Origin of the sequence: Mucilaginibacter phenanthrenivorans, assembly GCF_024721155.1 — a bacterium.
Taxonomy (GTDB): domain Bacteria; phylum Bacteroidota; class Bacteroidia; order Sphingobacteriales; family Sphingobacteriaceae; genus Mucilaginibacter; species Mucilaginibacter phenanthrenivorans.
In genome coordinates this window covers 902,566-922,987 of sequence record NZ_JAHVAP010000001.1, presented here as the reverse complement: position 1 = coordinate 922,987, position 20,422 = coordinate 902,566, and the positions used below count along the sequence as shown (strand labels likewise).

General features: G+C 41.7%; 17 protein-coding genes and 1 tRNA gene. 7 read left to right on the top strand and 11 right to left on the bottom strand.

From position 1 onward, the window contains the following. Positions 1 to 39: 39 nt before the first annotated feature. From rpmI to KXD93_RS03875, 9 genes are all read right to left on the bottom strand, one after another. Complete coding sequence (rpmI, locus tag KXD93_RS03915; RefSeq protein WP_073400151.1) at positions 40 to 240, bottom strand: 50S ribosomal protein L35; 201 nt, start codon at positions 238 to 240, stop codon at positions 40 to 42. A 113-nt stretch (positions 241 to 353) separates the two neighbouring features. Then, positions 354 to 920 carry a translation initiation factor IF-3 gene (infC, locus tag KXD93_RS03910; protein ID WP_258135556.1) on the bottom strand — a complete coding sequence of 189 codons (567 nt, stop codon included), beginning with the start codon at positions 918 to 920 and terminating at the stop codon, positions 354 to 356. A gap of 1 nt (position 921) precedes the next feature. Next, on the bottom strand, positions 922 to 2,847 hold the full coding sequence (gene thrS / locus KXD93_RS03905) for a threonine--tRNA ligase (protein ID WP_258135555.1): 1,926 nt from the start codon (positions 2,845 to 2,847) through the stop codon (positions 922 to 924). 330 nt (positions 2,848 to 3,177) lie between these two features. Then, positions 3,178 to 4,260 (bottom strand): MAC/perforin domain-containing protein, encoded by a 1,083-nt coding sequence (locus tag KXD93_RS03900; protein WP_258135554.1) that lies wholly within the window; start codon positions 4,258 to 4,260, stop codon positions 3,178 to 3,180. 411 nt (positions 4,261 to 4,671) lie between these two features. Beyond that, positions 4,672 to 5,310, bottom strand: coding sequence for a response regulator (locus tag KXD93_RS03895; protein ID WP_258135553.1), 639 nt, complete (start codon positions 5,308 to 5,310; stop codon positions 4,672 to 4,674). A gap of 117 nt (positions 5,311 to 5,427) precedes the next feature. Continuing rightward, entirely contained in the window at positions 5,428 to 5,865 is a 438-nt protein-coding gene (locus tag KXD93_RS03890; RefSeq protein WP_258135552.1) for a response regulator, read from the bottom strand. 9 nt (positions 5,866 to 5,874) lie between these two features. Next, entirely contained in the window at positions 5,875 to 7,506 is a 1,632-nt protein-coding gene (locus KXD93_RS03885) for an ATP-binding protein (protein WP_258135551.1), read from the bottom strand. A gap of 261 nt (positions 7,507 to 7,767) precedes the next feature. Beyond that, positions 7,768 to 8,496, bottom strand: coding sequence for a (Fe-S)-binding protein (locus KXD93_RS03880; RefSeq protein ID WP_258135550.1), 729 nt, complete (start codon positions 8,494 to 8,496; stop codon positions 7,768 to 7,770). Between the two features lie 21 nt (positions 8,497 to 8,517). After that, on the bottom strand, positions 8,518 to 9,825 hold the full coding sequence (locus KXD93_RS03875) for an MFS transporter (RefSeq protein ID WP_258135549.1): 1,308 nt from the start codon (positions 9,823 to 9,825) through the stop codon (positions 8,518 to 8,520). Between the two features lie 117 nt (positions 9,826 to 9,942). Here KXD93_RS03875 and KXD93_RS03870 point away from each other — a divergent pair, with 117 nt between their 5' ends. Continuing rightward, positions 9,943 to 10,857 (top strand): cytochrome c, encoded by a 915-nt coding sequence (locus KXD93_RS03870; RefSeq protein ID WP_258135548.1) that lies wholly within the window; start codon positions 9,943 to 9,945, stop codon positions 10,855 to 10,857. A 289-nt stretch (positions 10,858 to 11,146) separates the two neighbouring features. Continuing rightward, positions 11,147 to 12,730, top strand: coding sequence for a carboxylesterase/lipase family protein (locus KXD93_RS03865; protein ID WP_258135547.1), 1,584 nt, complete (start codon positions 11,147 to 11,149; stop codon positions 12,728 to 12,730). Between the two features lie 49 nt (positions 12,731 to 12,779). Here KXD93_RS03865 and KXD93_RS03860 read toward each other — a convergent pair whose 3' ends face one another. Together KXD93_RS03860 and KXD93_RS03855 are read right to left on the bottom strand one after the other, a co-directional pair. After that, positions 12,780 to 13,538, bottom strand: a complete 759-nt coding sequence (locus tag KXD93_RS03860; protein WP_258135546.1) for a hypothetical protein — start codon at positions 13,536 to 13,538, stop codon at positions 12,780 to 12,782. Between the two features lie 83 nt (positions 13,539 to 13,621). Beyond that, positions 13,622 to 14,620, bottom strand: coding sequence for a Gfo/Idh/MocA family protein (locus KXD93_RS03855; protein ID WP_258135545.1), 999 nt, complete (start codon positions 14,618 to 14,620; stop codon positions 13,622 to 13,624). Between the two features lie 107 nt (positions 14,621 to 14,727). Here KXD93_RS03855 and KXD93_RS03850 point away from each other — a divergent pair, with 107 nt between their 5' ends. From KXD93_RS03850 to KXD93_RS03830, 5 genes are all read left to right on the top strand, one after another. Further along, on the top strand, positions 14,728 to 15,300 hold the full coding sequence (locus KXD93_RS03850; protein WP_258135544.1) for a Crp/Fnr family transcriptional regulator: 573 nt from the start codon (positions 14,728 to 14,730) through the stop codon (positions 15,298 to 15,300). Positions 15,301 to 15,500: 200 nt separating this feature from the next. Then, the gene (locus tag KXD93_RS03845) at positions 15,501 to 15,938 is read left to right on the top strand and encodes a carboxymuconolactone decarboxylase family protein (RefSeq protein WP_258135543.1); all 438 of its coding nucleotides are present in this window, start codon (positions 15,501 to 15,503) and stop codon (positions 15,936 to 15,938) included. Positions 15,939 to 16,132: 194 nt separating this feature from the next. After that, a tRNA-Leu gene (locus KXD93_RS03840) sits at positions 16,133 to 16,214 on the top strand. A 111-nt stretch (positions 16,215 to 16,325) separates the two neighbouring features. Next, positions 16,326 to 16,469, top strand: coding sequence for a hypothetical protein (locus tag KXD93_RS03835; protein WP_258135542.1), 144 nt, complete (start codon positions 16,326 to 16,328; stop codon positions 16,467 to 16,469). Positions 16,470 to 16,784: 315 nt separating this feature from the next. After that, positions 16,785 to 20,408 (top strand): ABC transporter permease, encoded by a 3,624-nt coding sequence (locus KXD93_RS03830; protein WP_258135541.1) that lies wholly within the window; start codon positions 16,785 to 16,787, stop codon positions 20,406 to 20,408. The last annotated feature ends 14 nt before the right edge of the window (positions 20,409 to 20,422 follow it).

The window sequence follows — 20,422 nt, the reverse complement described above, 5'->3', positions numbered from 1 at the left end:
AACTTGTAAAACTCTAATACCTGGTTAAAAATTTGTTAATTACTTACCTATGCAAAGCATACGTTTTACGTTACCCATATCCGCCTTAGATACTAAGCTGGTGTGAGTTAGGTTGCGCTTACGTTTTGTCGACATCTTTGTTAAGATGTGGCTTTTAAAGGCGTTCTTCCTGGTGATTTTACCTGTTCCAGTAAGCTTAAAGCGCTTTTTGGCACTGGAATTGGTTTTCATTTTTGGCATAACCGTCTGTGTATATATATTTATTAATTAATTACTCTTTTTTTGAGGCGAAAGCTTAAAGGTAAAAGCCGAAAGCTAGTTCTTCCTAGCCTCTAATCTCCAGTCTCTAACCACTATTTCTTAGCCGCCTTTGGCGTAACGGTTAAAAACATCCGCTTTCCTTCAAGCTTTGGCAATTGCTCAACCTTACCCACTTCTTCTAATGCCTGTGCAAAGCGTAAAAGCAAAATTTCACCCTGTTCCTTGTAAACAATTGCACGGCCCTTAAAGTGTACGTAAGCTCTTACCTTTTCGCCTGCTTCCAAAAACTTAATGGCATGCTTTAATTTAAATTCAAAGTCATGGTCATCAGTATTCGGCCCAAACCTTATTTCCTTAATAACGGTTTGTTTGGCATTACTCTTTATCTCCTTAAGCTTTTTCTTCTGCTCGTAAATAAACTTATTATAGTCGGTAATTTTACAAACGGGAGGTACTGCGTTTGGAGATATTTCAACAAGATCCAATTCCTGCTCTTCAGCTAACGCAAGCGCATCACGAAGGGAATAAATACCCTGTTCTATGTTATCGCCTACAAGACGGACCTCCTGGGCCCTGATAAATTGATTAATGTTGTGTTCGGCTTCCTTTTTCTTAAATGGTAGCCTGGGTCCTCTGTTGAAAGGTTTGTTTAATGCCAAGTTATACTGTTATTTCTTTAATTATTTGTTTTTTAAATTCTTCTATGCTCATGCTTCCCAAATCTCCCTGACCATGTTTACGTACAGAAACCAAACCTTCGTTAGTTTCCTTCTCGCCCACAATCAGCATGTAAGGGATCTTTTTGACTTCAGCATCGCGGATTTTACGCCCGATCTTCTCATCCCTGAAATCAATAAGCCCGCAAATATCGGAATCTTTTAACGATTCTGAAAGTTTTTTTGCATAATCTTCATATTTTTCAGAGATCGGCAGGATAATAAATTGTTCCGGTGAAAGCCATAACGGAAAATTGCCTGCACAATGCTCAATTAACACAGCCACAAACCTTTCCAGCGAGCCAAAAGGCGCCCTGTGGATCATTACCGGCCTGTGTTTCTGGTTATCGCTGCCAGTGTATTCCAGCTCAAAACGCTCAGGTAAATTGTAGTCAACCTGGATAGTTCCGAGCTGCCATTTTCTTCCCAATGCATCCTTTACCATAAAGTCGAGCTTAGGGCCGTAAAACGCAGCCTCGCCTAACTCTACAACAGTGCGTAAACCTTTTTCAGCAGCAGCTTCAATGATTGCTGATTCAGCCAGAGCCCAGTTCTCATCGGTGCCGATGTATTTAGCTTTGTTATTAGGATCGCGAAGAGATACCTGTGCAGTGTAATCCTCAAAACCCAAAGCACCAAATACATACAATACCAGGTCGATCACCTTCTTAAATTCCTCTTTTACCTGGTCGGGACGGCAAAATAAATGCGCATCATCCTGTGTAAAGCCGCGTACCCGTGTTAAGCCATGAAGTTCACCGCTTTGCTCATAACGATAAACAGTACCAAACTCAGCATAACGAACCGGAAGGTCCTTATATGAGCGTGGTTTTGTTTTATAGATCTCGCAATGGTGCGGGCAGTTCATCGGTTTTAAGAAGAACTCCTCTCCTTCTTGCGGGGTTTTTATCGGCTGAAATGAATCGGCGCCATATTTTTCATAGTGCCCTGAGGTTACATACAGGTTTTTATGGCCGATATGCGGTGTAATCACCTGCTCATATCCCGCTTTCACCTGTGCCTTTTGCAAAAAGTTAGTCAGGCGCTCACGCAAAGCAGCTCCTTTGGGTAACCATAATGGTAAACCCATACCTACTTTTTCAGAGAAAGCGAACAGTTCCATTTCCTTACCTAATTTACGGTGGTCACGCTTTTTAGCTTCTTCCAGCAAATGCAGGTAATCAGTGAGCTCACTTGCTTTAGGGAAGGTAACACCGTAGATCCGGGTTAGCTGCTTGCGGCTTTCATCACCGCGCCAGTATGCGCCGGCAACGCTCATCAGCTTTACAGCCTTTATGAAGCCTGTGTTGGGGATATGCGGCCCGCGGCACAGGTCGGTAAAATTTCCTTGTGTATAAAAAGTGATGGAACCATCGGGCAGGTCCTTTATCAGGTCAAGCTTGTATTCATCACCTTTTTCGGTAAAATATTCAATGGCAGCGGCTTTGCTAACGGGCTTGCGAACAAATTCCTCTTTGGTTTTTGCCAGTTCAAGGATCTTATCCTCAATCACTTTGAATTCATCAGACGAAAATTCGCGGTCGCCAAAGTCAACATCGTAATAAAAACCGGTCTCAATAGCCGGGCCTATGCCGAATTTGGTACCCGGATAAAGCGCTTCCAAAGCCTCGGCCATTAAGTGGGCAGATGAGTGCCAGAAAGTGGCCTTTGCCTGTGTGTCGTTCCAGGTCAATAGTTTTACATGCGAATCTTTTTCAATTGGGCGACTTGCGTCCCAAACCTGGCCGTCAACTTCGGCTGCTAATACGTTTCGTGCTAATCCTTCGGAGATCGACTGTGCGATCTGCATGGATGATGTTCCCTTGTCATACTGACGTACGGAACCATCGGGGAGCGTAATGTTAATCATCTACAACTATGATTTAAAGTTTATAAAAATGTATTTTATTAAATCACCTACAAAGTGATCTGTTAGTTATGCCGCAAATTTAGAATTTTTTATGATGATTGAACCGATTCCTCCGGAATGATTGCGTCGTTTTTTATAACGGTCACTTTAACCCTATCTTTCCAAATCACCAAAAATTTAGCAATCACCATAAATCACCGGTTAAACATTCCCCTGCGCCATTGCCAACACATCAGTAATACTATAGGTTTTTATGGGCAGTTTATTTTATAGATATAGCTCTGTGGATGCATTAAACATGAAGTATATATCTACATGGTAATTTGAGAGTTACAATCCGTTATCCTGAATATATTTTATGATGTATGCTTTTACCACCGCTTTTTTATTAACATCCGTAATCAAATCATATAATGGAATTAATCCATCTTTTGCCACACCAATAAACCTCGCCTTTTCTTCAGTTGAACTACCAAACCAATCAGTGGGGTTAACGATTGTCTTATTGTTGACGATAATTTCCTTCAATTTCGATTGGTCTCCGCCAATTGCATAAAAATAAATCTTAGCAGACGTATTGGCGTTCAACGCAACCAAATCCATTGGGTCTAATTCTCCGGTAGAAAGTCCGAATGTTGTCTTAATGGCATATCTTAAACCTGTTGAGCTTATTTTCCCCCTATTTGTATTAGGCGCTTCAGCCTGGTAAACCGCATTAAGACGTGAACCCAGCGTTATATTTCTTAGCACATGTGTGCCGTATTTTTTCACTAATTCGGCAGCGGTTAATGTGTTTGCATCTTGTAAAAAAGTGCCGGTAACGTAACTATTCAGCGCATTGTTATAATCATTTATGATTTTCATTCTCTTCCATACTGCAATGGCTGAGTAATAACCGTAAACATACTTACTATTGAAGGCGTCAGTACCCGGAAAAGCACTTGCTATTGTGTTTTTAAATACTTTTAAACCGTTTGCTTCGTCAAATTGGGTTGATAGCTGATCAGCTAAATCTGTTGCGTTTTCTCCGCTGAAATTTTCCCAATAACTTGTTGTAGATCTGTTTAAATCAAATCCACCTGGATTACCCTTTGCGAACGATGGAATATTTATAACTGCCGATCTTACTGAAGATGCATCATTATATTGATCGGTTATATCATATCCAAACCCTAAAAAGTTATAGGTAGCGTCTCCTTGTACGTTTAAATCATTCGACAAATTACCATTAGTAATAGTAAGTTTAATATCTGTAGGGATTTTTCCATCATCCTTTTTTGGGATTTGGTCTGTACTTTTTTTACATGAACCCAATGCAGCAAGTAAGCCCAGCATCAATATTGTTCTTTTCAATAGTATAGTTTGTATTTTAAAAGGCATTATGGTATAATTAGTGGTAGTCGTTTTGTTCATTTCTGTTTGTGAGTGGTAGCTGATAATGGTTTCAGGTTAATAAATGGCCCTTAAGATTTGTGAGGGCAAATAAATACAAAAAAAGTGGTAAAGGAAATAGTTTCATTTTGATAAGTATAAGATTGGTTTTATTATATTGAGTAAGATATAAGTTTCACCATAAGGTTTAATCTTGAAACATTATATTTTATTCATGCAACTTGTATGCGCTTGTCAATAATTCCGAAATCGGGATTTAGGAATCGAAAATCAAACAGGTATCGGAATAAAAATTGCCGGAGGCCATTGATACTAATCATTCGGCTGGAGCAGGGCGATTGCCTGATATTTTGAATATGAGTGTGAGTTATAGTCCTATTTGCCGCAATTTGGTTTGTACTTATTATTAAAGACGACCTTATTATTAAAAACTTATTTAATTATCTCCTTAATTTCAGTTGTATTTCGTACTATTTCGTGAATGGTTTTATCAAGATTTTCAGCAACCAGTTTGAGCATATGAAGAACCCTTCCGTTCTCGGGATCAGCGGGATCGTCAAAATTAAATAAGTTAAACAAACCTAAAATATTTGCTACCGGCACCCTTACCTGGTGCGATTGCAAAACAGCGACTTTAAGCAGCTTATCATACTGAATCCTTAATTCTTCATCAATTGTTCTTTTTATTCTCTTTTCTTCAGCATCTCTTAACGCCCTGCTTATTTTGAGAGGCAATGAAAACAGTTTATCCTTTAGTGCATAATCAGTAACACCGTCTCTTATTAACTCAACAGAACGCTCTTCGCCTATAGAACCAGATACAATAATAAAAGGGATATCGGGAGTTTTAATTTGCTTAATCCGGAATGCTGCAACTCCATCAAATGCAGGAAGCGTATAGTCGGATAAAATTATATCGGGATTATAAGTATCTAATGCGATCTCATACGATTCGCGGGTTTGTACAACCTCACTTGTAAATAGTAGTCCGTTTCTTTTTAATTCTCGTTTAAGCAAATCAACATCACTCTGATTGTCTTCGAGGATTAATATTTTGTACACGCCATTCATGATACTTATGGTTTAGGGGAATCTGTTCTGTAAACAGGCGTCATGCTTGTCTACACCTGGTATTATTACGGGACGGCTAAATTTACATTAACGGGATGACGAATAAGTTAAATTTCATTAGGGCAGTTGGCTCAAAACCATCCAGTATAAGCCGATCTGTTTAATTGCATTAAAAAAATTATCACTTTCCACAGGTTTGGCAATATAGCTGTTTGCACCCAGCGCATAACACTTTTGAATATCAGGGTCCTCTTTTGAGGAGGTTAATATCACCACGGGTATGGACTTGAAATTTGCATCAGCCTTTATTTTTTCCAGCACTTCCAACCCCGAAATTTTTGGCATCTTCAGGTCCAGCAATATCAACTTTGGATTTTCGTATATATTCCGCAGTGCATAAATTCCCCTGCAATAAATAAAATCAAGGGCCTGCGCCCCGTCACTAACATGATGCAGATTGTTGGCAAACCCGCTTTTTTTGAGCGCTCTTATGGTTAACATCGCATCGTCCGTGCTGTCTTCAACAAATAAGATCTCTACGTTATTGTAAGGCATATTTTTAATTTAAGAATTGATACCAGGTAAGCTGAAGTAAAATTGTGACCCTTCATTTAGTTTCGATTTTGCCCAAACTGTGCCGCCATGCCGGTGCACTATTTTTTGCACAATAGCCAGGCCTATCCCGGTGCCCTCAAACTCTTCCTGCAGGTGCAATCGTTGAAAAACCCCGAAAAGCTTATCATAATACTGCATATCAAAACCAGCCCCATTATCTTTAACATAATATATCACGAGGTTACCTTTCTCATAAGCCCCTATCTCTATACAGGTCCTGGTTTTATTTTTTGAATATTTTATGGCATTCGAGATCAGGTTTATCCACACCTGTTTAATCAACGATGGATCGCCTTTTGCCGGCGGCAACACCTCTGTTGTAAATTCAGTTCTTTTTTCCTTATCCTCAAATAGCAACTCGTCTTTTACAGAATTTACCAATGATGTCATGTTGATATCTCCTAAGGTGACCTGCTTTCTACCCAATTTTGAAAATGCAAGCAGGTCATCTATTAACTGCCCCATTTTCTTTGAGTTACGCATAATAGAATGAAGGATTTTTGTGCCCTCCTGATCAAACTTGTCGCAATAATCTTCTTCGAGGATCCTGGCATAACCATTAATTGCTCTTATCGGCGCCCGTAAATCGTGAGATACTGAATAAGAAAAAGATCCCAGTTCTTTGTTCGCCATCTCCAATTGTGCAGTACGTTCAATCACCTTCTGTTCTAATTTTTCATTAAATTTCCGGACCTCTTCCTCCGCTTTTTTTAACTCCATATTAGCAATGATTAATTCGCCCGCGCGCTTTTCCTTCTCCTCATTTTGAAAAACAAGCTCCTTGTTAGCTATGATTAGTTCTGCTGCACGGTCCTCCTTCTCCTGGTTTTGAAAGGCAAGTTCCTTATTGGCTATGATCAATTCGGCTGCACGATGTTCCTTCTCCTCATTTTGAAAGACAAGTTCCTTATTAGCTATAATCAGTTCTGCTGCACGGTTTTCCTTTTCCGTATTTTGAAATGCCAATTCCTTATTGGCGATAATTAACTCAGCCGCGCGTTTTTCCTTTTCCCTGTTTTGAAAAACAAGTTCTTTATTAGCTATAATTAGCTCAGCTGCACGATTCTCCTTTTCCGTATTTTGAAATGCCAGCTCTTTGTTAGCTATAATTAATTCGGCCGCACGCTTTTCTTTTTCCTTATTCTGAAAAATTAATTCTTTATTGGCGATGATGAGTTCTGCTGCGCGATTTTTTTTCTCTTTAGTCTGAAACGCAAGTTCCTTATTGGCGACAATCAGTTCTTCGGCCCGTTTGCCTTTTTCCTTTGTTTGAAATGCGAGCTCCTTATCTGCAATTATCAACTCATTTGCACGTTTTCCCTTTTCTTCTGTTTGATAGGCGAGTTCCTTGTTGGCTATAATTAACTCTTCGGCCCGCTTCCCTTTTTCCTCGGTTTGATAAGCAAGCTCCTTGTCCGCGATAATTAATTCTTCGGCCCGTTTGCCTTTTTCCTCGGTTTGATAAGCAAGTTCCTTATTGGCTATAATTAACTCCTCAGCTCGTTTACCTTTTTCCTCGTTTTGGAAAGCCAACTGTTGATTTGCAATAATTAATTCGTTCGAAGTAGTTCTTTCGTCCATCTTTGTAAGGTGAGGATAAGGTGATCGTTACTTTATAACACGTAAAATATTATTTTGTTTTATGTATTAAATTAAAAATTTTTGCGCACAAAATAAATTTATTCGAAATATTATTTTGAATAAATTGCATAAACTTATACTATTCTTAAATGGAATATGTGGCTGAATTTATGACGTGCTCTTTAAGGTAATTCGTCTCCCCCCGGCCGGAGTAGTTGGGTTTTACAACGATATATTTATAAAGTCAGTTATCGCCGGCGATTAAATGTTTCCCCACCCCAATGCAAGCACATCGGCAATATGGTAGGTTTTTAAGGGAATATTGTTTTTGTCGATATAGCTTTGGAGGTGCATCAGGCACGATGCATCGGTTGAGATAATATAGTCAGCATCGGCGGCAATGGCGTTATCCACCTTTTGTTGGGCCATGGCTGTTGAGATGGCATCAAACTTAACTGCAAAGGTGCCACCGAAACCGCAGCAGGTTTCTCCATCCTTAATATCAACAAGTTCCAGACCCAGCACTTTTGATAAAAGCTGGCGGGGCTCCTCTTTGATCTTGCATTCACGTAATCCGGCACAGCTATCATGATAAACCGCGCGACCGTCCAGTTCAGCGCCGAAATAATCGAACTGGAGGATGTTTACCAGGAAATCAGAAAGTTCATAAATGTTCGACTGGATATTGCGACATTTATTATGGGAGGTGGTATTGGTAAAAAGATCATTATAATAATTTTTCACCATTCCGGTGCAAGATGCGGATGGCGATACAATTACGGTATCGGCCGAAAAATCATTTAAAAATTTACTTCCAACCGTTTTCGCATCATCCCAAAAACCCGCATTAAAAGCAGGCTGACCACAACAGGTTTGCTCCGGGTTATAAACAACCTCGCATCCCGCCTTCTCCAGCACCTTAATAGTGTTAAAAGCTGTTTCAGGAAATAACTGATCAATAAAACATGGGATAAATAACTCAACCTTCATCTTGCTCTGGATTAAACGCTGCTAAATTGCGGATTGCTCAATCTTTTTTTCAGCTTTCAGCAAAGAAAGCAATAAAATTAATCCTATTAAAAAGAAAACGCATAAAGCCAGGGCTGAGTTACGCATGCTGCCGGTGAGTTCCTCAATAAATGCAAAGCTGGCCATCCCTCCTACTATAGCCAGCTTTTCCGTAACATCATAAAAGCTAAAAAACGATGCTGTATCAGGAATATCCTGCGGCAGGTATTTTGAATAGGTGGATCTCGACAAAGATTGAATCCCTCCCATTATCATCCCCACAATTATCGCAAGGCCATAAAATTCAGTAACCGTACGGGTAAAATAAGCGCCGATACAGGCCGCTATCCAAATTGTTACGGTGCCAGCCAGCACCTTTATATTTCCGTAAATACCAGACAAACGCGACATTAACGTTGCCCCGCCAATGGCCACCAACTGGATAATTAAAATAATTTCAATCAATCCGCTGGTTTCCATGTGCAGCTCCTTTGCACCGAAGCCGGCTGCCACCAACATAATGGTTTGCACCCCCATGGAATAAAAAAAGAACGCAGGTAAAAAGCGTTTGAGTAAGGGCATCTGCTTTACCTTTGCCCACACATGTCCAAGTTCAATAAAGCCACCTTTTATAATATTGGAATGGCGGGGCTCGGCATTAGGGCTGCCTTTGGGTAATACACTGAACGGAATATGTGCGAAGCCTATCCACCATAAACCGACCAGCAAAAACGACAATTGCGCCGCATCTCCCGATGTTAAATGAAAGGTTTTAGGCATCAATACAAACACCAGGCATATTACCTGTAATATGACACTGCCGATATATCCGTAAGTGAACCCCTTTGCACTCACGCTATCCTGCATATCAAGTGTGGCAATTTCAGGCAGGTATGAGTTATAAAAAACGAAGCCACCGCTATAACCGATAGCAGCCAGCGCAAAACAAATAATGCCGAATTCAAGGTTGCTTTTATCGAAAATGAACAAGGCACAGCAGGCCAGCGCACCCAGCCATGTAAAGAAGCGCATAAAGATCTTTTTATTGCCCCGGTAGTCGGCAATTGAAGTTAAGATCGGCAGCAGCACCACCATCACCAGGTAAGCGGCAGCCAGGGCATAGTTAGATAACGCAGTATTAATGAACTGGCGGCCGAAAAAGGTAACGCGATCTCCGTTTTTTGGATTGGCTGTTATGGCCACATAATAAGCCGGAAATATTGTGGATGTTATAACAAGGTTATACGCTGAATTGGCCCAATCAAAAAAGGCCCAGGCCCGGATGGTTTTCTTATCGTTTTTAGGTTGCATTGTGAGTTAAAAGTATGGAAAAATATAAAGAATTATTAAACTTTTACAGATAACAATTCTAATAACCTATAAAACATTATCCCGGTAATAGTGTATTGTATATTACATCTCCACGCCATGAAGTTTAGAAGTCTTGCAATAATTGGGTTCATAATTGCTGTCATCCTCTTTATAAGCTGTAAAACCCATTTTGAAACCACAAAGAGTGATTATAAAGCGGTGGTCTCTACTGCAAATTTTAACCATGGTAAAAATCTTGTATTTAGTATTTGCGCCGGGTGCCATTATAATCGTGGCCTTAAAAAGTTGGCAGGCAATCCAATGGATGATGTGCCGGGGATCGCAGGCAAAGTATATTCAGCAAATTTAACCCAATCAAAGACAAATGGCATTGCTCCAAAATATACGGATGCCCAGTTGAAATATTTACTTAAGACAGGTATTTCAAGAGACGGGCGCTTTATGTCGTATATGCTGCGTCCAAACATGGCTGATGAAGATATAAATGACATCATCGTATTTCTGCGGTCAGACGATCCGGCGGTTAGCGCGGCCGATACTACCGTGGGGCTTACTCATTATTCATTTATTGGCAAAGCCTATCTTGGCTTTAAGGCTGATCCGGCATCCTACAGATCCAATGTAAAAAGGCCATCAGATAATGATCCTGTTGCATTGGGCAGATATTTGGTTGATAATGTGGGATGTTACCACTGTCACTCAAAGAGTCTGAAGTCATTAAATTCCATCAATCCTGAACAAACTAAGGGCTACCTGGCGGGTGGGGCAACGCTGAAGGGTGAACAAGGCTCGGAAATAGCAGCATCAAATATCACCCCCGACAAAAACACAGGAATAGGTAATTATACCAAAGCGGACTTTCGCCGGGCTTTAAAGGACGGTCGCTCCCCTACCAGAACGTTAAGACCGCCAATGGAAAAATTTGATCACTTAACAGACAAGGAAGTTGATGCCATTTATGCTTACTTAATGACTGTGCCACCAAAATATCACGCGGTTAAGCACATATAGGGCATTAACGTAAACAAAGGGTAAACTCAAACCAGGATTAATCACTAAAAGTAAGCTTCTTTCTGGACGATACTGCGTTCCAAAGCGTTCCATTTTTACACGTGGAACACCCGGAACACTATGAAACATGTTGATTATCAGTATATTTAGTTTTAGTGAGTTTAAATATCTGATAAGTAAGCGCTACGCCACCATCCATTATGCCGAACTCACATTAACTTAACAAATTGTCAATCCTGATTGCTATTTTTGGTTAATATAACCCTGGTACCTCTTAAATCAACCTAAAATGAAAACGTTTTTTTGCCTGCTTCTGCCTGCGCTATTATTGGCTAATACTGCTTTTGCGCAATATCCAACCGTTCCTTTGTGGCAGGGAGAGTATCATGGCACCTACAATAAAGCTACAAAAATTGAAAGCTGGAAGGGAATTCCCTATGCACAGCCGCCCGTTGGTGACCTGCGCTGGAAAGCCCCACAGCCTGTGTTAAAAGCCCCAGGTATTCATGAAGCTACAAAGTTCGCCCATATGCCCATGCAAAAGCGGGTGTTCAGCGATATGATTTTCCGGGCGGACACGATCAGTGAAGATTGCCTTTATTTAAATGTCTGGACACCCGGTAAATCGCCATATGACCATTTACCCGTACTGGTATATTTTTATGGCGGTGGCTTTGTCGGCGGCGATGGGTCAGAGCCGAGATACGACGGGGAGAGCATGGCTCAAAAAGGCATTGTCGTTGTAACAATCAGCTATCGGCTTGGCATTTTTGGTTTCTTTTCTCATCCCGAATTGACGAAAGAATCTCCCAATCATGCTTCCGGTAACTATGGTTTGCTGGATCAGGTTGCTGCGATAAAATGGGTTCATGAAAACATCAGGGCATTTGGCGGCGACGAGAAAAAGATTACGATTGCCGGGGAATCAGCAGGATCTATATCGGTGAGTGCGCAGATGGCTTCTCCCCTTTCAAAAAATCTTATTGCAGGGGCTATTGGCGAAAGCGGCGCAATGATAAAGCCTACGCTGCCCGCTATTCCTTTAGCGAATGCGGAAAAGAACGGCTCGAAATTCGCCGAAAAAATTGGTAACAAATCATTAGCTGATCTGCGTGCAATGTCTGCAACTGATTTGCTCGACGCGGCGTCCAAATATGGAGCATGGTCGTTAGCGCCAACCATCGACGGTTATTTTCTTCCTAAATCCCTCGTGGAAATTTTTGAGGCCGGAGAACAAGCGCATGTGCCATTATTGGTTGGCTGGAACTCCGCAGAGATTCCCTACCAGTCATTTACCGGCGGCGATATGCCTACTCCCGAGAATTATACCAAAAAGGTAAAGCAACAGTTTCCCGGTAATGCGGATGAAGTATTGAAATTATATCCCGGCACTACACAAGACGAGGTGATCAAATCTGCTACAGCATTAGCCAGCGACAGGTTTATCGCCTACAGCACCTGGAAATGGGCAGATTTACAAGCCAAAACAAGTGGTAAACCCGTTTACCGATACTTGTTCGCAACCCCGAGGCCACCGGAAGTAAATCCAACGAATAATCCGAATGAGGGGAAAATGCCAAAACAAATGGTTGGCGCATCACATGCGTCGGAAATTGAGTTTGCTATGGGCAACCTGCCCTACAACAAGGTTTACGCCTGGACGGCCGATGATTATAAGGTATCTGCAACCATACAACAGTACTTCGCTAATTTTATAAAAACGGGGAACCCAAATGGCAAACATCTGCCTAAATGGGAGCCAAACGTTAACGGTGGTGCTGTTAAATTTATGAATATTGATGTTACCAGTCAACTCCAAACTGAAACTGACCGCGGGCGATATTTATTCCTGGATAAGTCGTATGTGAAGTAAAAAACAGGAAGATATTCGATAAAGAGTATCTTCCTGTTTTTATCGCGATTTATTTAATGATCTTATAACCCAATCCAATATTAAAGGAAACAAATACGGCGCCCTGCTTTTGATTTGGGCTGTTCTGCAATTTATAGCTATCTATCTTCCAATCACCAGCATAAGCGTTAATATAATAGCCCGCCCGGATGCCTATTGGAATACTGCGTTCAACAGTAAAACAGTCCATTTTTTTAGACTTTAGTTTGATCCCATAATCGAAGCCTGCTCCCAATTCGATACCGAAATTTGGTTGCCAGAATGTTTTGCTTGCTGTGCTGTTAAGTAGTTCATCTGTAAAGTTGTTTGTGTTCCTGATCCCGGATTTGTCCTCAACCTTTAACATGGCTGCCGAGAAATTAACGCCAGCAAACGGATATAACCTGAAATCTGAATTAGTCGACACGTTATAACCCATTCGCCAGAATAATTGGTATTGATTATACCTAACCTTTACCCCGTCCATCTGTGAACTTGCAAACGGTGTAAATCCAATACCGTCCTCAACCATCCATTTGTTGAAAATATGGCTCATAGAGGCGTTTATCCAAATGTTGGATTGTTTTATTGAGGGAATCCCATTTGCATTCAGCGCACTGTTTAATTGACTGATATCTCCTTTGCGATAAGTAACCTGGATCTGCATTGCACCCTCGGGCTTGTGCTTCATCCATCCGTGAGTCTTAACTGTATCGGTGGTCTGCGCCATCCCTTTGGCGGATCCAAATAAAACCACGAGGAAGAATAGTGTTTTGGTAAGTTTTTTCATAAGATGCTTTTTAACTAACAATAAAAAAATGTAGTTCTTGTTTTAGGCAACTTACGATATTAAACAACCGATGGTTGTAACCCTTATGATTCTTTATCCGAAGCATAATGAATCCCGGCTATCTCCCTGATTTTATCCAGGGTTTCCATCAGCAACAAAGTATCCGCAAAAGGAATAACATCACTTTCAGTTAGCCCACGTTTTAAACAGGCATTCACATGGCGGGCCTCATATTGGTAACCAACCCCAGCCTCTTTTTCTACTTCAATAATTTCCTTGCTATCCACATATTTTGGATAGTACTCAACCGTGGCTGACGGCTCATAAAATCGTGAAGTCAGCCTTATTCGCCCCTCTGTCCCTGCAATATCGGCTTCAGTAGCAAGATTTGATGAGAAGGTAGAAAACAACTGCGCCATTGCACCGTTATTATATTTAAACAGGATGGCGCATTGTTCGTCAACACCGGTAGATGCCGGGGTCATACTTGCTTCTATCTTATCGGGCTTGCCCAATACACTCATCGCCATAAAAACATTGTAAATACCAATGTCCATTAGTGTGCCGCCGCCGAGAGCAGGGTCAAAAATGCGTGCGGGGACAGGTGGCGCAGGCTTAAAGCCAAAATTTATCAATACCGACCTTACGTCGCCCAGTAGCCCCTGCCCTATCATTTCGTGCAATTTTTTATAATGCGGGTGAAATACTGTCCACCTGGCCTCCATCAAAAATAATTTCCTTTCACGCGCCACATCAATCATTTCCTTAGCCTGACGGGTATTCATGGCAAAGGGTTTCTCGCATAATACAGCTTTGTTGTGGTGCAGGCAAAGCAGTGTATTTTCATAATGCAGGTTATGCGGCGTAGCAATGTAGATGACATCAACTTCCGGGTCGTTTACCAACGCTTCATAACTGGCATGGCGATTTTTTATATTGAATTCAGCACCGAATTTATCTGCAGATTCCTGTGTGCGCGAGCCTATTGCAATTAATTCGGCATCGGCAACAAGCTTAAGGTCCGAGGCAAATTTGCCTGCAATCCGGCCGGCGCCTAAAATTCCCCATTTGATAGTTTTCATGTTGCTAAGATAGGGAGATGGAGCCAAGAGTCAAGAACCAGGAGTCAAGTCAGAATGTTTAATTTTTTATCCTGATTCTTGTATCTTGCTTCCTGATTCCACTTCATATGTATCCCGAACTTCTCACCCACATAAAAAAATACACTTCACTAACTCCCGCCGAAGAACAACTGCTTTGCGAGAAGCTGGAACTCAAAAAGCTTAAAAAGAAGGAATTTGTGCTGGAAGCCGGGAAATATTGCCACGGAAATTATTTTGTGGTTAAAGGTTGTCTGCGGCTGTATTTCGTGAACAATAAGCTTAATGAACAAATAATCCAATTCGGCATTGAAAACTGGTGGATCACCGATTATGACGGATTAATGAGCAAACAGCCATCGACTTGCTATATCCAAACCGTTGAGCCGTCCGAGGTACTGTTTTTAAGCGAAAAAGACCAGGCGATTTTGTTTGAACAGATTCCGCACCTGGAAAGTTACTTCCGGATAATGATGCAAAAAGCCTATGTAGCCTCACAACGGCGGATAGGATTTATATTTAACCAGACCGAAGAAGAACGATATCGCCATTTTTCAAGCCGGTTCCCTGAATTTATGCAACGGGTTCCGCAGTATATGCTGGCGTCCTACCTTGGCTTTACGCCGCAGTTTTTGAGCAGACTAAGGGCGAAAAAAATTTAATAAAGCGTTCCATTTTTCACAGCGGAACACCCGGAACGCTATGAAACACGCTCATTATCAGCGCTTGTATTTTTATCAAAGATCTGAATAGTTGAAAATTCTATCAACCTTTATGCCGAACTCACGTTAATTTCTTAACCGTGGTTCATTTTTTTGAGGGTGTTTGATCTGCAACTTTGTCTTATCAAAACAACAAGATCATGAGCAACAGAATTAAAATCAACCAGGCAGATCCGGCAGCATACAGAGCCATCATGGCCATGGAAAACTACATTGAAAGTACAGGCTTAACCACTAAACACAAGGATTTGATAAAGATCCGCACCTCGCAAATTAACGGTTGTACCTACTGCCTCGATATGCACACCAGCGATGCCCGTAAGTCCGGCGAAACAGAACGGAGAATTTATGGATTAACCTCCTGGCGGGAAACGCCGTTTTTTGACGAGCAGGAACGTGCCATACTTGCCTTAACCGAGGAAGTAACCCTCATCAGCGGCAAGGTGTCCGACGAAACCTATGATAAGGCAGCAGCGTTATTTGACAAGGTATACCTTGCCCAACTGATAATGGCCATTATAACCATGAATGTCTGGAACAGGGTTGGCGTAACAACTAAATTGGAGCCTGCATTATAAATATCAAAAATCAAACTGGCAGCGTTTTAAGCTGCTGGTTTGATTTTTCTGCCGTTTTTTTGCTGCCAGACCTGTGTTTTATCGGATGCTTTAAAAATAAAGTATTGGCTGTTAACCCGATACAGGTAAAAGCAAAAAACATTTTATAATTTACTATTTTAAGCTATCTTTGCAACCTCATAAAAATCCTAACTGCGGAAGTGGCGTAATTGGTAGCCGCACCAGACTTAGGATCTGGCGCTTCACGGCGTGGGGGTTCGAGTCCCTTCTTCCGCACTACATTTAAACCCGGTCAATTTGGCTGGGTTTTTTGTTGCTGTAAAAACTATATTTGCGCTATGCAGCAAAAATTTTATTTCGATACTTATTAATTTGTAGGTTATGAAAATGAAGAATAAGGAAATCAAAGATTTTGATACCGTAAAAACCTTTAGAGAAATAAAGGAAAAAATATCCAACGAAATTCAAGGAATGAATTTTGAACAACTGACTGCATATCTTGGGAAAGCGAAATTAAAAGTTCAAAAATAAATATTCCGAATTGTGGCGCTTCACGGCGTGGGGGTTCGAGTCACTTCTTCCACATATTCTTTGCAAAGCCGTAAATGGCGGGGAAAGATTTTTTATTAATCTTTTCCCGCCATTTCGTTTTTGTTTCTATTAGAATATGTCAAAACACTTTGGGATAAAAAATGATCGTTTAAATCAGGTATATGAAATGCGCAATTCAAAACCGTACGGTCTGCTGTCCGCTATTGTTACATAACTTATTTGCAAATAAACTTAAGTTTGCTTAATATCAGTAAGATAACGATTTGGAACACGGATTGAAGTACTAAAACCGCTTTGAACGCCTTTACATTACATATCAACGTTTATGACCTGGCGTTCGTGGGGGCGATATTTATTGGGCTGACTTTTGCTTTGCAGTTGGGATTCACCAAAGGGGTTAAACGCGCTGCAAACCGCTTTTTGAGTTTGGCCCTGGCTACGATGGTGCTATGGCTACTTTGGGTACTGGGCAGGGACATTGATCTTGGAGCTTATTTTTCTCATTGGAGCTGGCTGCCGCTGCAATTTTCGCTGGCGCTTGGCCCGTTCATTTATTTTTATGTGCTTAAAACAACCCGGCCGGAACTTAAATTCAGGTTCCTGCACCTCCTGCATTTCAGCCCATTACTACTGCAAACTGGCGCGTTGGTATTGGAGATAGACGAAAGCATAAAAACGGGAGCAGCTACTTATGATACACCGATTTTTCAGCAACTGAACTCCGTGTTGCAATTGCTAACCTTTATTTCGGTATGCGCGTACCTCTACCTGTCCTACAGTTTGATTGAGCGCTTTTACAAACGACTAAAATTTAGCGGCGGCGATCGATACCGATATGAATTTTGGTGGCTACACCGCTTGCTGAGGAGTTTCGGTTTGTTGTGGCTATTATGGATCCCTTATACAGCCATTGATTATTTTGGTTATCATTACCGGCCAGGCATACACGCTTATTATCCGTTGTACCTCCTTTTGGCAGGGATGGTCATCTGGATAGCGGCTGCAGCTTATGTAAGGGCATTGGCTGGCGGGCCGGCTGAAACGCCCGCATTTATAAAACCATTGCTCCCCACCGAACTGAAGCAAAAAGGTACCTGGCTGAAGCAAGTCATGAAAGCCAACCCGTATTACCAGGACCCGGAACTCAATTTGAACTCGCTGGCTGACAAGCTTGGCCTGACCCCTCATGAATTGTCCCGGATCATCAACACGGCGCTCAAAAAAAACTTCCATGATTTCATCAGCGAATATCGCGTTGCCGCAGTAATTGAGAAAATGCAGGACGCCAGATATGATCATATCACTTTACTGGGCATTGCTTACGATTCCGGCTTCAATTCAAAAAGCACCTTTAACCGTATTTTTAAAGAAATGACGGGCAAAAGCCCGGCGGAATATAAAAACGATCTGAAAAAAGAGTTCCCAGTTTATAAACTGGGACGCAGCGTCCGGTTTGCGGCGGTAATTTCGAACCATGAAACCACACAGAAGTGGTCTTCTAAGAAATTTAACCGCAGCTTTATGTTTAGAAACTATTTCAAAATGGCCTGGCGCAATTTGGTACGCCAAAGGCTTTTCAGCCTGATTAACATATCAGGCCTGGCCGTCGGGTTATCTGTTTGTATGCTGATCATGATCTATGTAGCACATGAGCATAGCTATGACCGTTTTCACAAAAATGCCGACAGGATATTTAAGCCAAAAGGGCGCGTTATAACGGATGGTCCGTCGAGTGACCTGAATCCAATGACCTACGCATCCGGCCCTATCCTAAAACAATCGCTCCCGGTCGTGGAGGATTACATGCGTACGATGAATTATTTCGGGCCGGCAGTGGTGGTAAGTAACCCTAAACTACCTCAAAGGAAATTTACCGAAGACAAACTATTATTTGCTGATGCGGGCTTTTTCAATTTCTTTTCGTTTAAGCTGCTTTCCGGACAGTCCTCACAGGTTTTGTCAAAACCATTTTCGGTGGTAATAGCAAAGGATATTGCTAAAAAATATTTTGGTGATGAAAATCCGGTAGGACAAACACTTACTATCAAGACCGATAGCGCGCATACCTATCTGATTACAGGAGTGTCAGAGAATTGCCCCTCCAATTCGTCCATTCAATACAATTTTGTAGCATCCGTATCAGGTTTCGCAGCAACCAAAGAGGCTAAACCTTATTTAGGAGATCAAAAATTGGGCGGTGGTAATTTTGATGTCTACTTGTTATTAAAACACCGCTCCGATACTGCGGCAGTAGCACGCGGACTTAAATCGCTTTTTATCCACGAAAAGGATCATGCCAAAACGATATATTCAGCGTTACCCATTGTTGATCAGCATTTGAATAGCAGATCGCGGGACGATGCAAACTTAAAATACCTCACTATATTTCCCTTAGTGGCCTTATTGATCTTATCGCTTGCCCTGGTTAATTACATGAGTTTGTCTACCGCCAGAGCCACGGTGAGGGCGAAAGAGATAGGCGTGCGTAAAATATCTGGGGCGAGCCGCAAGAGCGTTGCGCTGCAATTCTATATCGAATCGGCTGTCTTTGCAACTATATCTTTCCTGTTAGGGTACACACTGTGTTACTTATTTAAACCGGTATTTTTTAATGTCGTTCAACTGAAAATAGATGATTCATTCCTTTATAGTCCCCTGATCCTGTCCCTGCTATTCATATTATTACTGGTTACTGTGGTAATCTCTGGCAGCTATCCTTCACTGGTGCTGTCAGCTTTTAAACCTGTTGTCACACTTAAAGGCAAAATGGGTAAACAATCAGGCGGCGTTATGATCCGAAAAATATTTACGACCCTGCAATTCACTATATCCGTTGCGTTGATCATTTGCGGAATTATTATAGACCGGCAGCTTTACTTTTTCAGACACACAGATATAGGTGTCGATCGTGAGAATGTTGTAATGATCCCTGTTGGCCCTAATTTCAAAAATTATGCTGGTTTTAACCATGAAATTAGGGCATTAGCGGCTGTCAGCACCGCAGCAACGTCACGATACGGCATGTTTAGTTATATCGACAGGTTCGGAATACCCGGTAAAACCAAAGACGAAACGGTATCGCTTCCTTCGCTTGTTGTCGACAAAGATTTTTTCCAGTTACTCGGACTTAAATGGAAATATCCGCCGTTGGCTCATGCCAATTTGAGCACAGGAAATAAGGTTGTGCTCAATGAGCTGGCTGTTGAAGAACTGCATTTGCCGTTAAACCCGGTTGGCAGTTATATTAAATCAAACCCCAAAAATACTGAGGTGGCAGGTGTCGTTAAAAATTTCAACTTTAGCTCCCTTGAAGATCCGATTGAACCTATAGGCCTTTGGATCCTTCCCGACACTGCGAAATATTGGAAAACCCAGGGAGGATCGTACCTTTTTGCGAAAATAAAACCCCATACTAATTTGCCAACATTGCTTGGGGCAATACAAAAAATCTATAAAAAGCATGACGCCGATATGCCATTCGATTACACATTTATGGATGACGCTTTTAATGCCCGGTACAAAGCTGAAGACCGGCTGGCCTCCATATTCAGCATCTTTACGGTTATCACTATCGTACTGGCAGGCATGGGACTATTCGGATTGGCAGCGTTTACTATTGAGCAACGCACCAAGGAAATAGGCATAAGAAAAGTACTCGGAGCAAGTATATCGTCGATTAACGGTCTCCTTTCAAAAGATTTCCTGAAGCTGGTATTCCTTTCCATTCTCATCGCTTCGCCGATCGCCTGGTACGTGATGCATAGCTGGCTGCAGGGATTTGCATACCGCATCTATATCCAATGGTGGATGTTTGCCGGGGCAGGGCTGCTTGCGGTTACGGTGGCTGTTATTACCATCAGCTATCATGCGGTAAAGGCGGCGATAGTAAACCCGGTGAATAGTTTGCGGTCCGAATGAACATTTTATGCCGG

Coding starts and splice junctions, on each gene's coding strand:
- KXD93_RS03880 (WP_258135550.1), bottom strand. CDS start 8,496: ATGAAGGTTGAGTTATTTATCCCATGTTTTATTGATCAGTTATTTCCT.
- KXD93_RS03835 (WP_258135542.1), top strand. CDS start 16,326: ATGAAGAATAAGGAAATCAAAGATTTTGATACCGTAAAAACCTTTAGA.
- KXD93_RS03855 (WP_258135545.1), bottom strand. CDS start 14,620: ATGAAAACTATCAAATGGGGAATTTTAGGCGCCGGCCGGATTGCAGGC.
- KXD93_RS03875 (WP_258135549.1), bottom strand. CDS start 9,825: ATGCAACCTAAAAACGATAAGAAAACCATCCGGGCCTGGGCCTTTTTT.
- KXD93_RS03885 (WP_258135551.1), bottom strand. CDS start 7,506: ATGGACGAAAGAACTACTTCGAACGAATTAATTATTGCAAATCAACAG.
- KXD93_RS03845 (WP_258135543.1), top strand. CDS start 15,501: ATGAGCAACAGAATTAAAATCAACCAGGCAGATCCGGCAGCATACAGA.
- KXD93_RS03895 (WP_258135553.1), bottom strand. CDS start 5,310: ATGAATGGCGTGTACAAAATATTAATCCTCGAAGACAATCAGAGTGAT.
- KXD93_RS03890 (WP_258135552.1), bottom strand. CDS start 5,865: ATGCCTTACAATAACGTAGAGATCTTATTTGTTGAAGACAGCACGGAC.
- rpmI (WP_073400151.1), bottom strand. CDS start 240: ATGCCAAAAATGAAAACCAATTCCAGTGCCAAAAAGCGCTTTAAGCTT.
- KXD93_RS03850 (WP_258135544.1), top strand. CDS start 14,728: ATGTATCCCGAACTTCTCACCCACATAAAAAAATACACTTCACTAACT.
- KXD93_RS03870 (WP_258135548.1), top strand. CDS start 9,943: ATGAAGTTTAGAAGTCTTGCAATAATTGGGTTCATAATTGCTGTCATC.
- KXD93_RS03900 (WP_258135554.1), bottom strand. CDS start 4,260: ATGAACAAAACGACTACCACTAATTATACCATAATGCCTTTTAAAATA.
- KXD93_RS03860 (WP_258135546.1), bottom strand. CDS start 13,538: ATGAAAAAACTTACCAAAACACTATTCTTCCTCGTGGTTTTATTTGGA.
- KXD93_RS03865 (WP_258135547.1), top strand. CDS start 11,147: ATGAAAACGTTTTTTTGCCTGCTTCTGCCTGCGCTATTATTGGCTAAT.
- thrS (WP_258135555.1), bottom strand. CDS start 2,847: ATGATTAACATTACGCTCCCCGATGGTTCCGTACGTCAGTATGACAAG.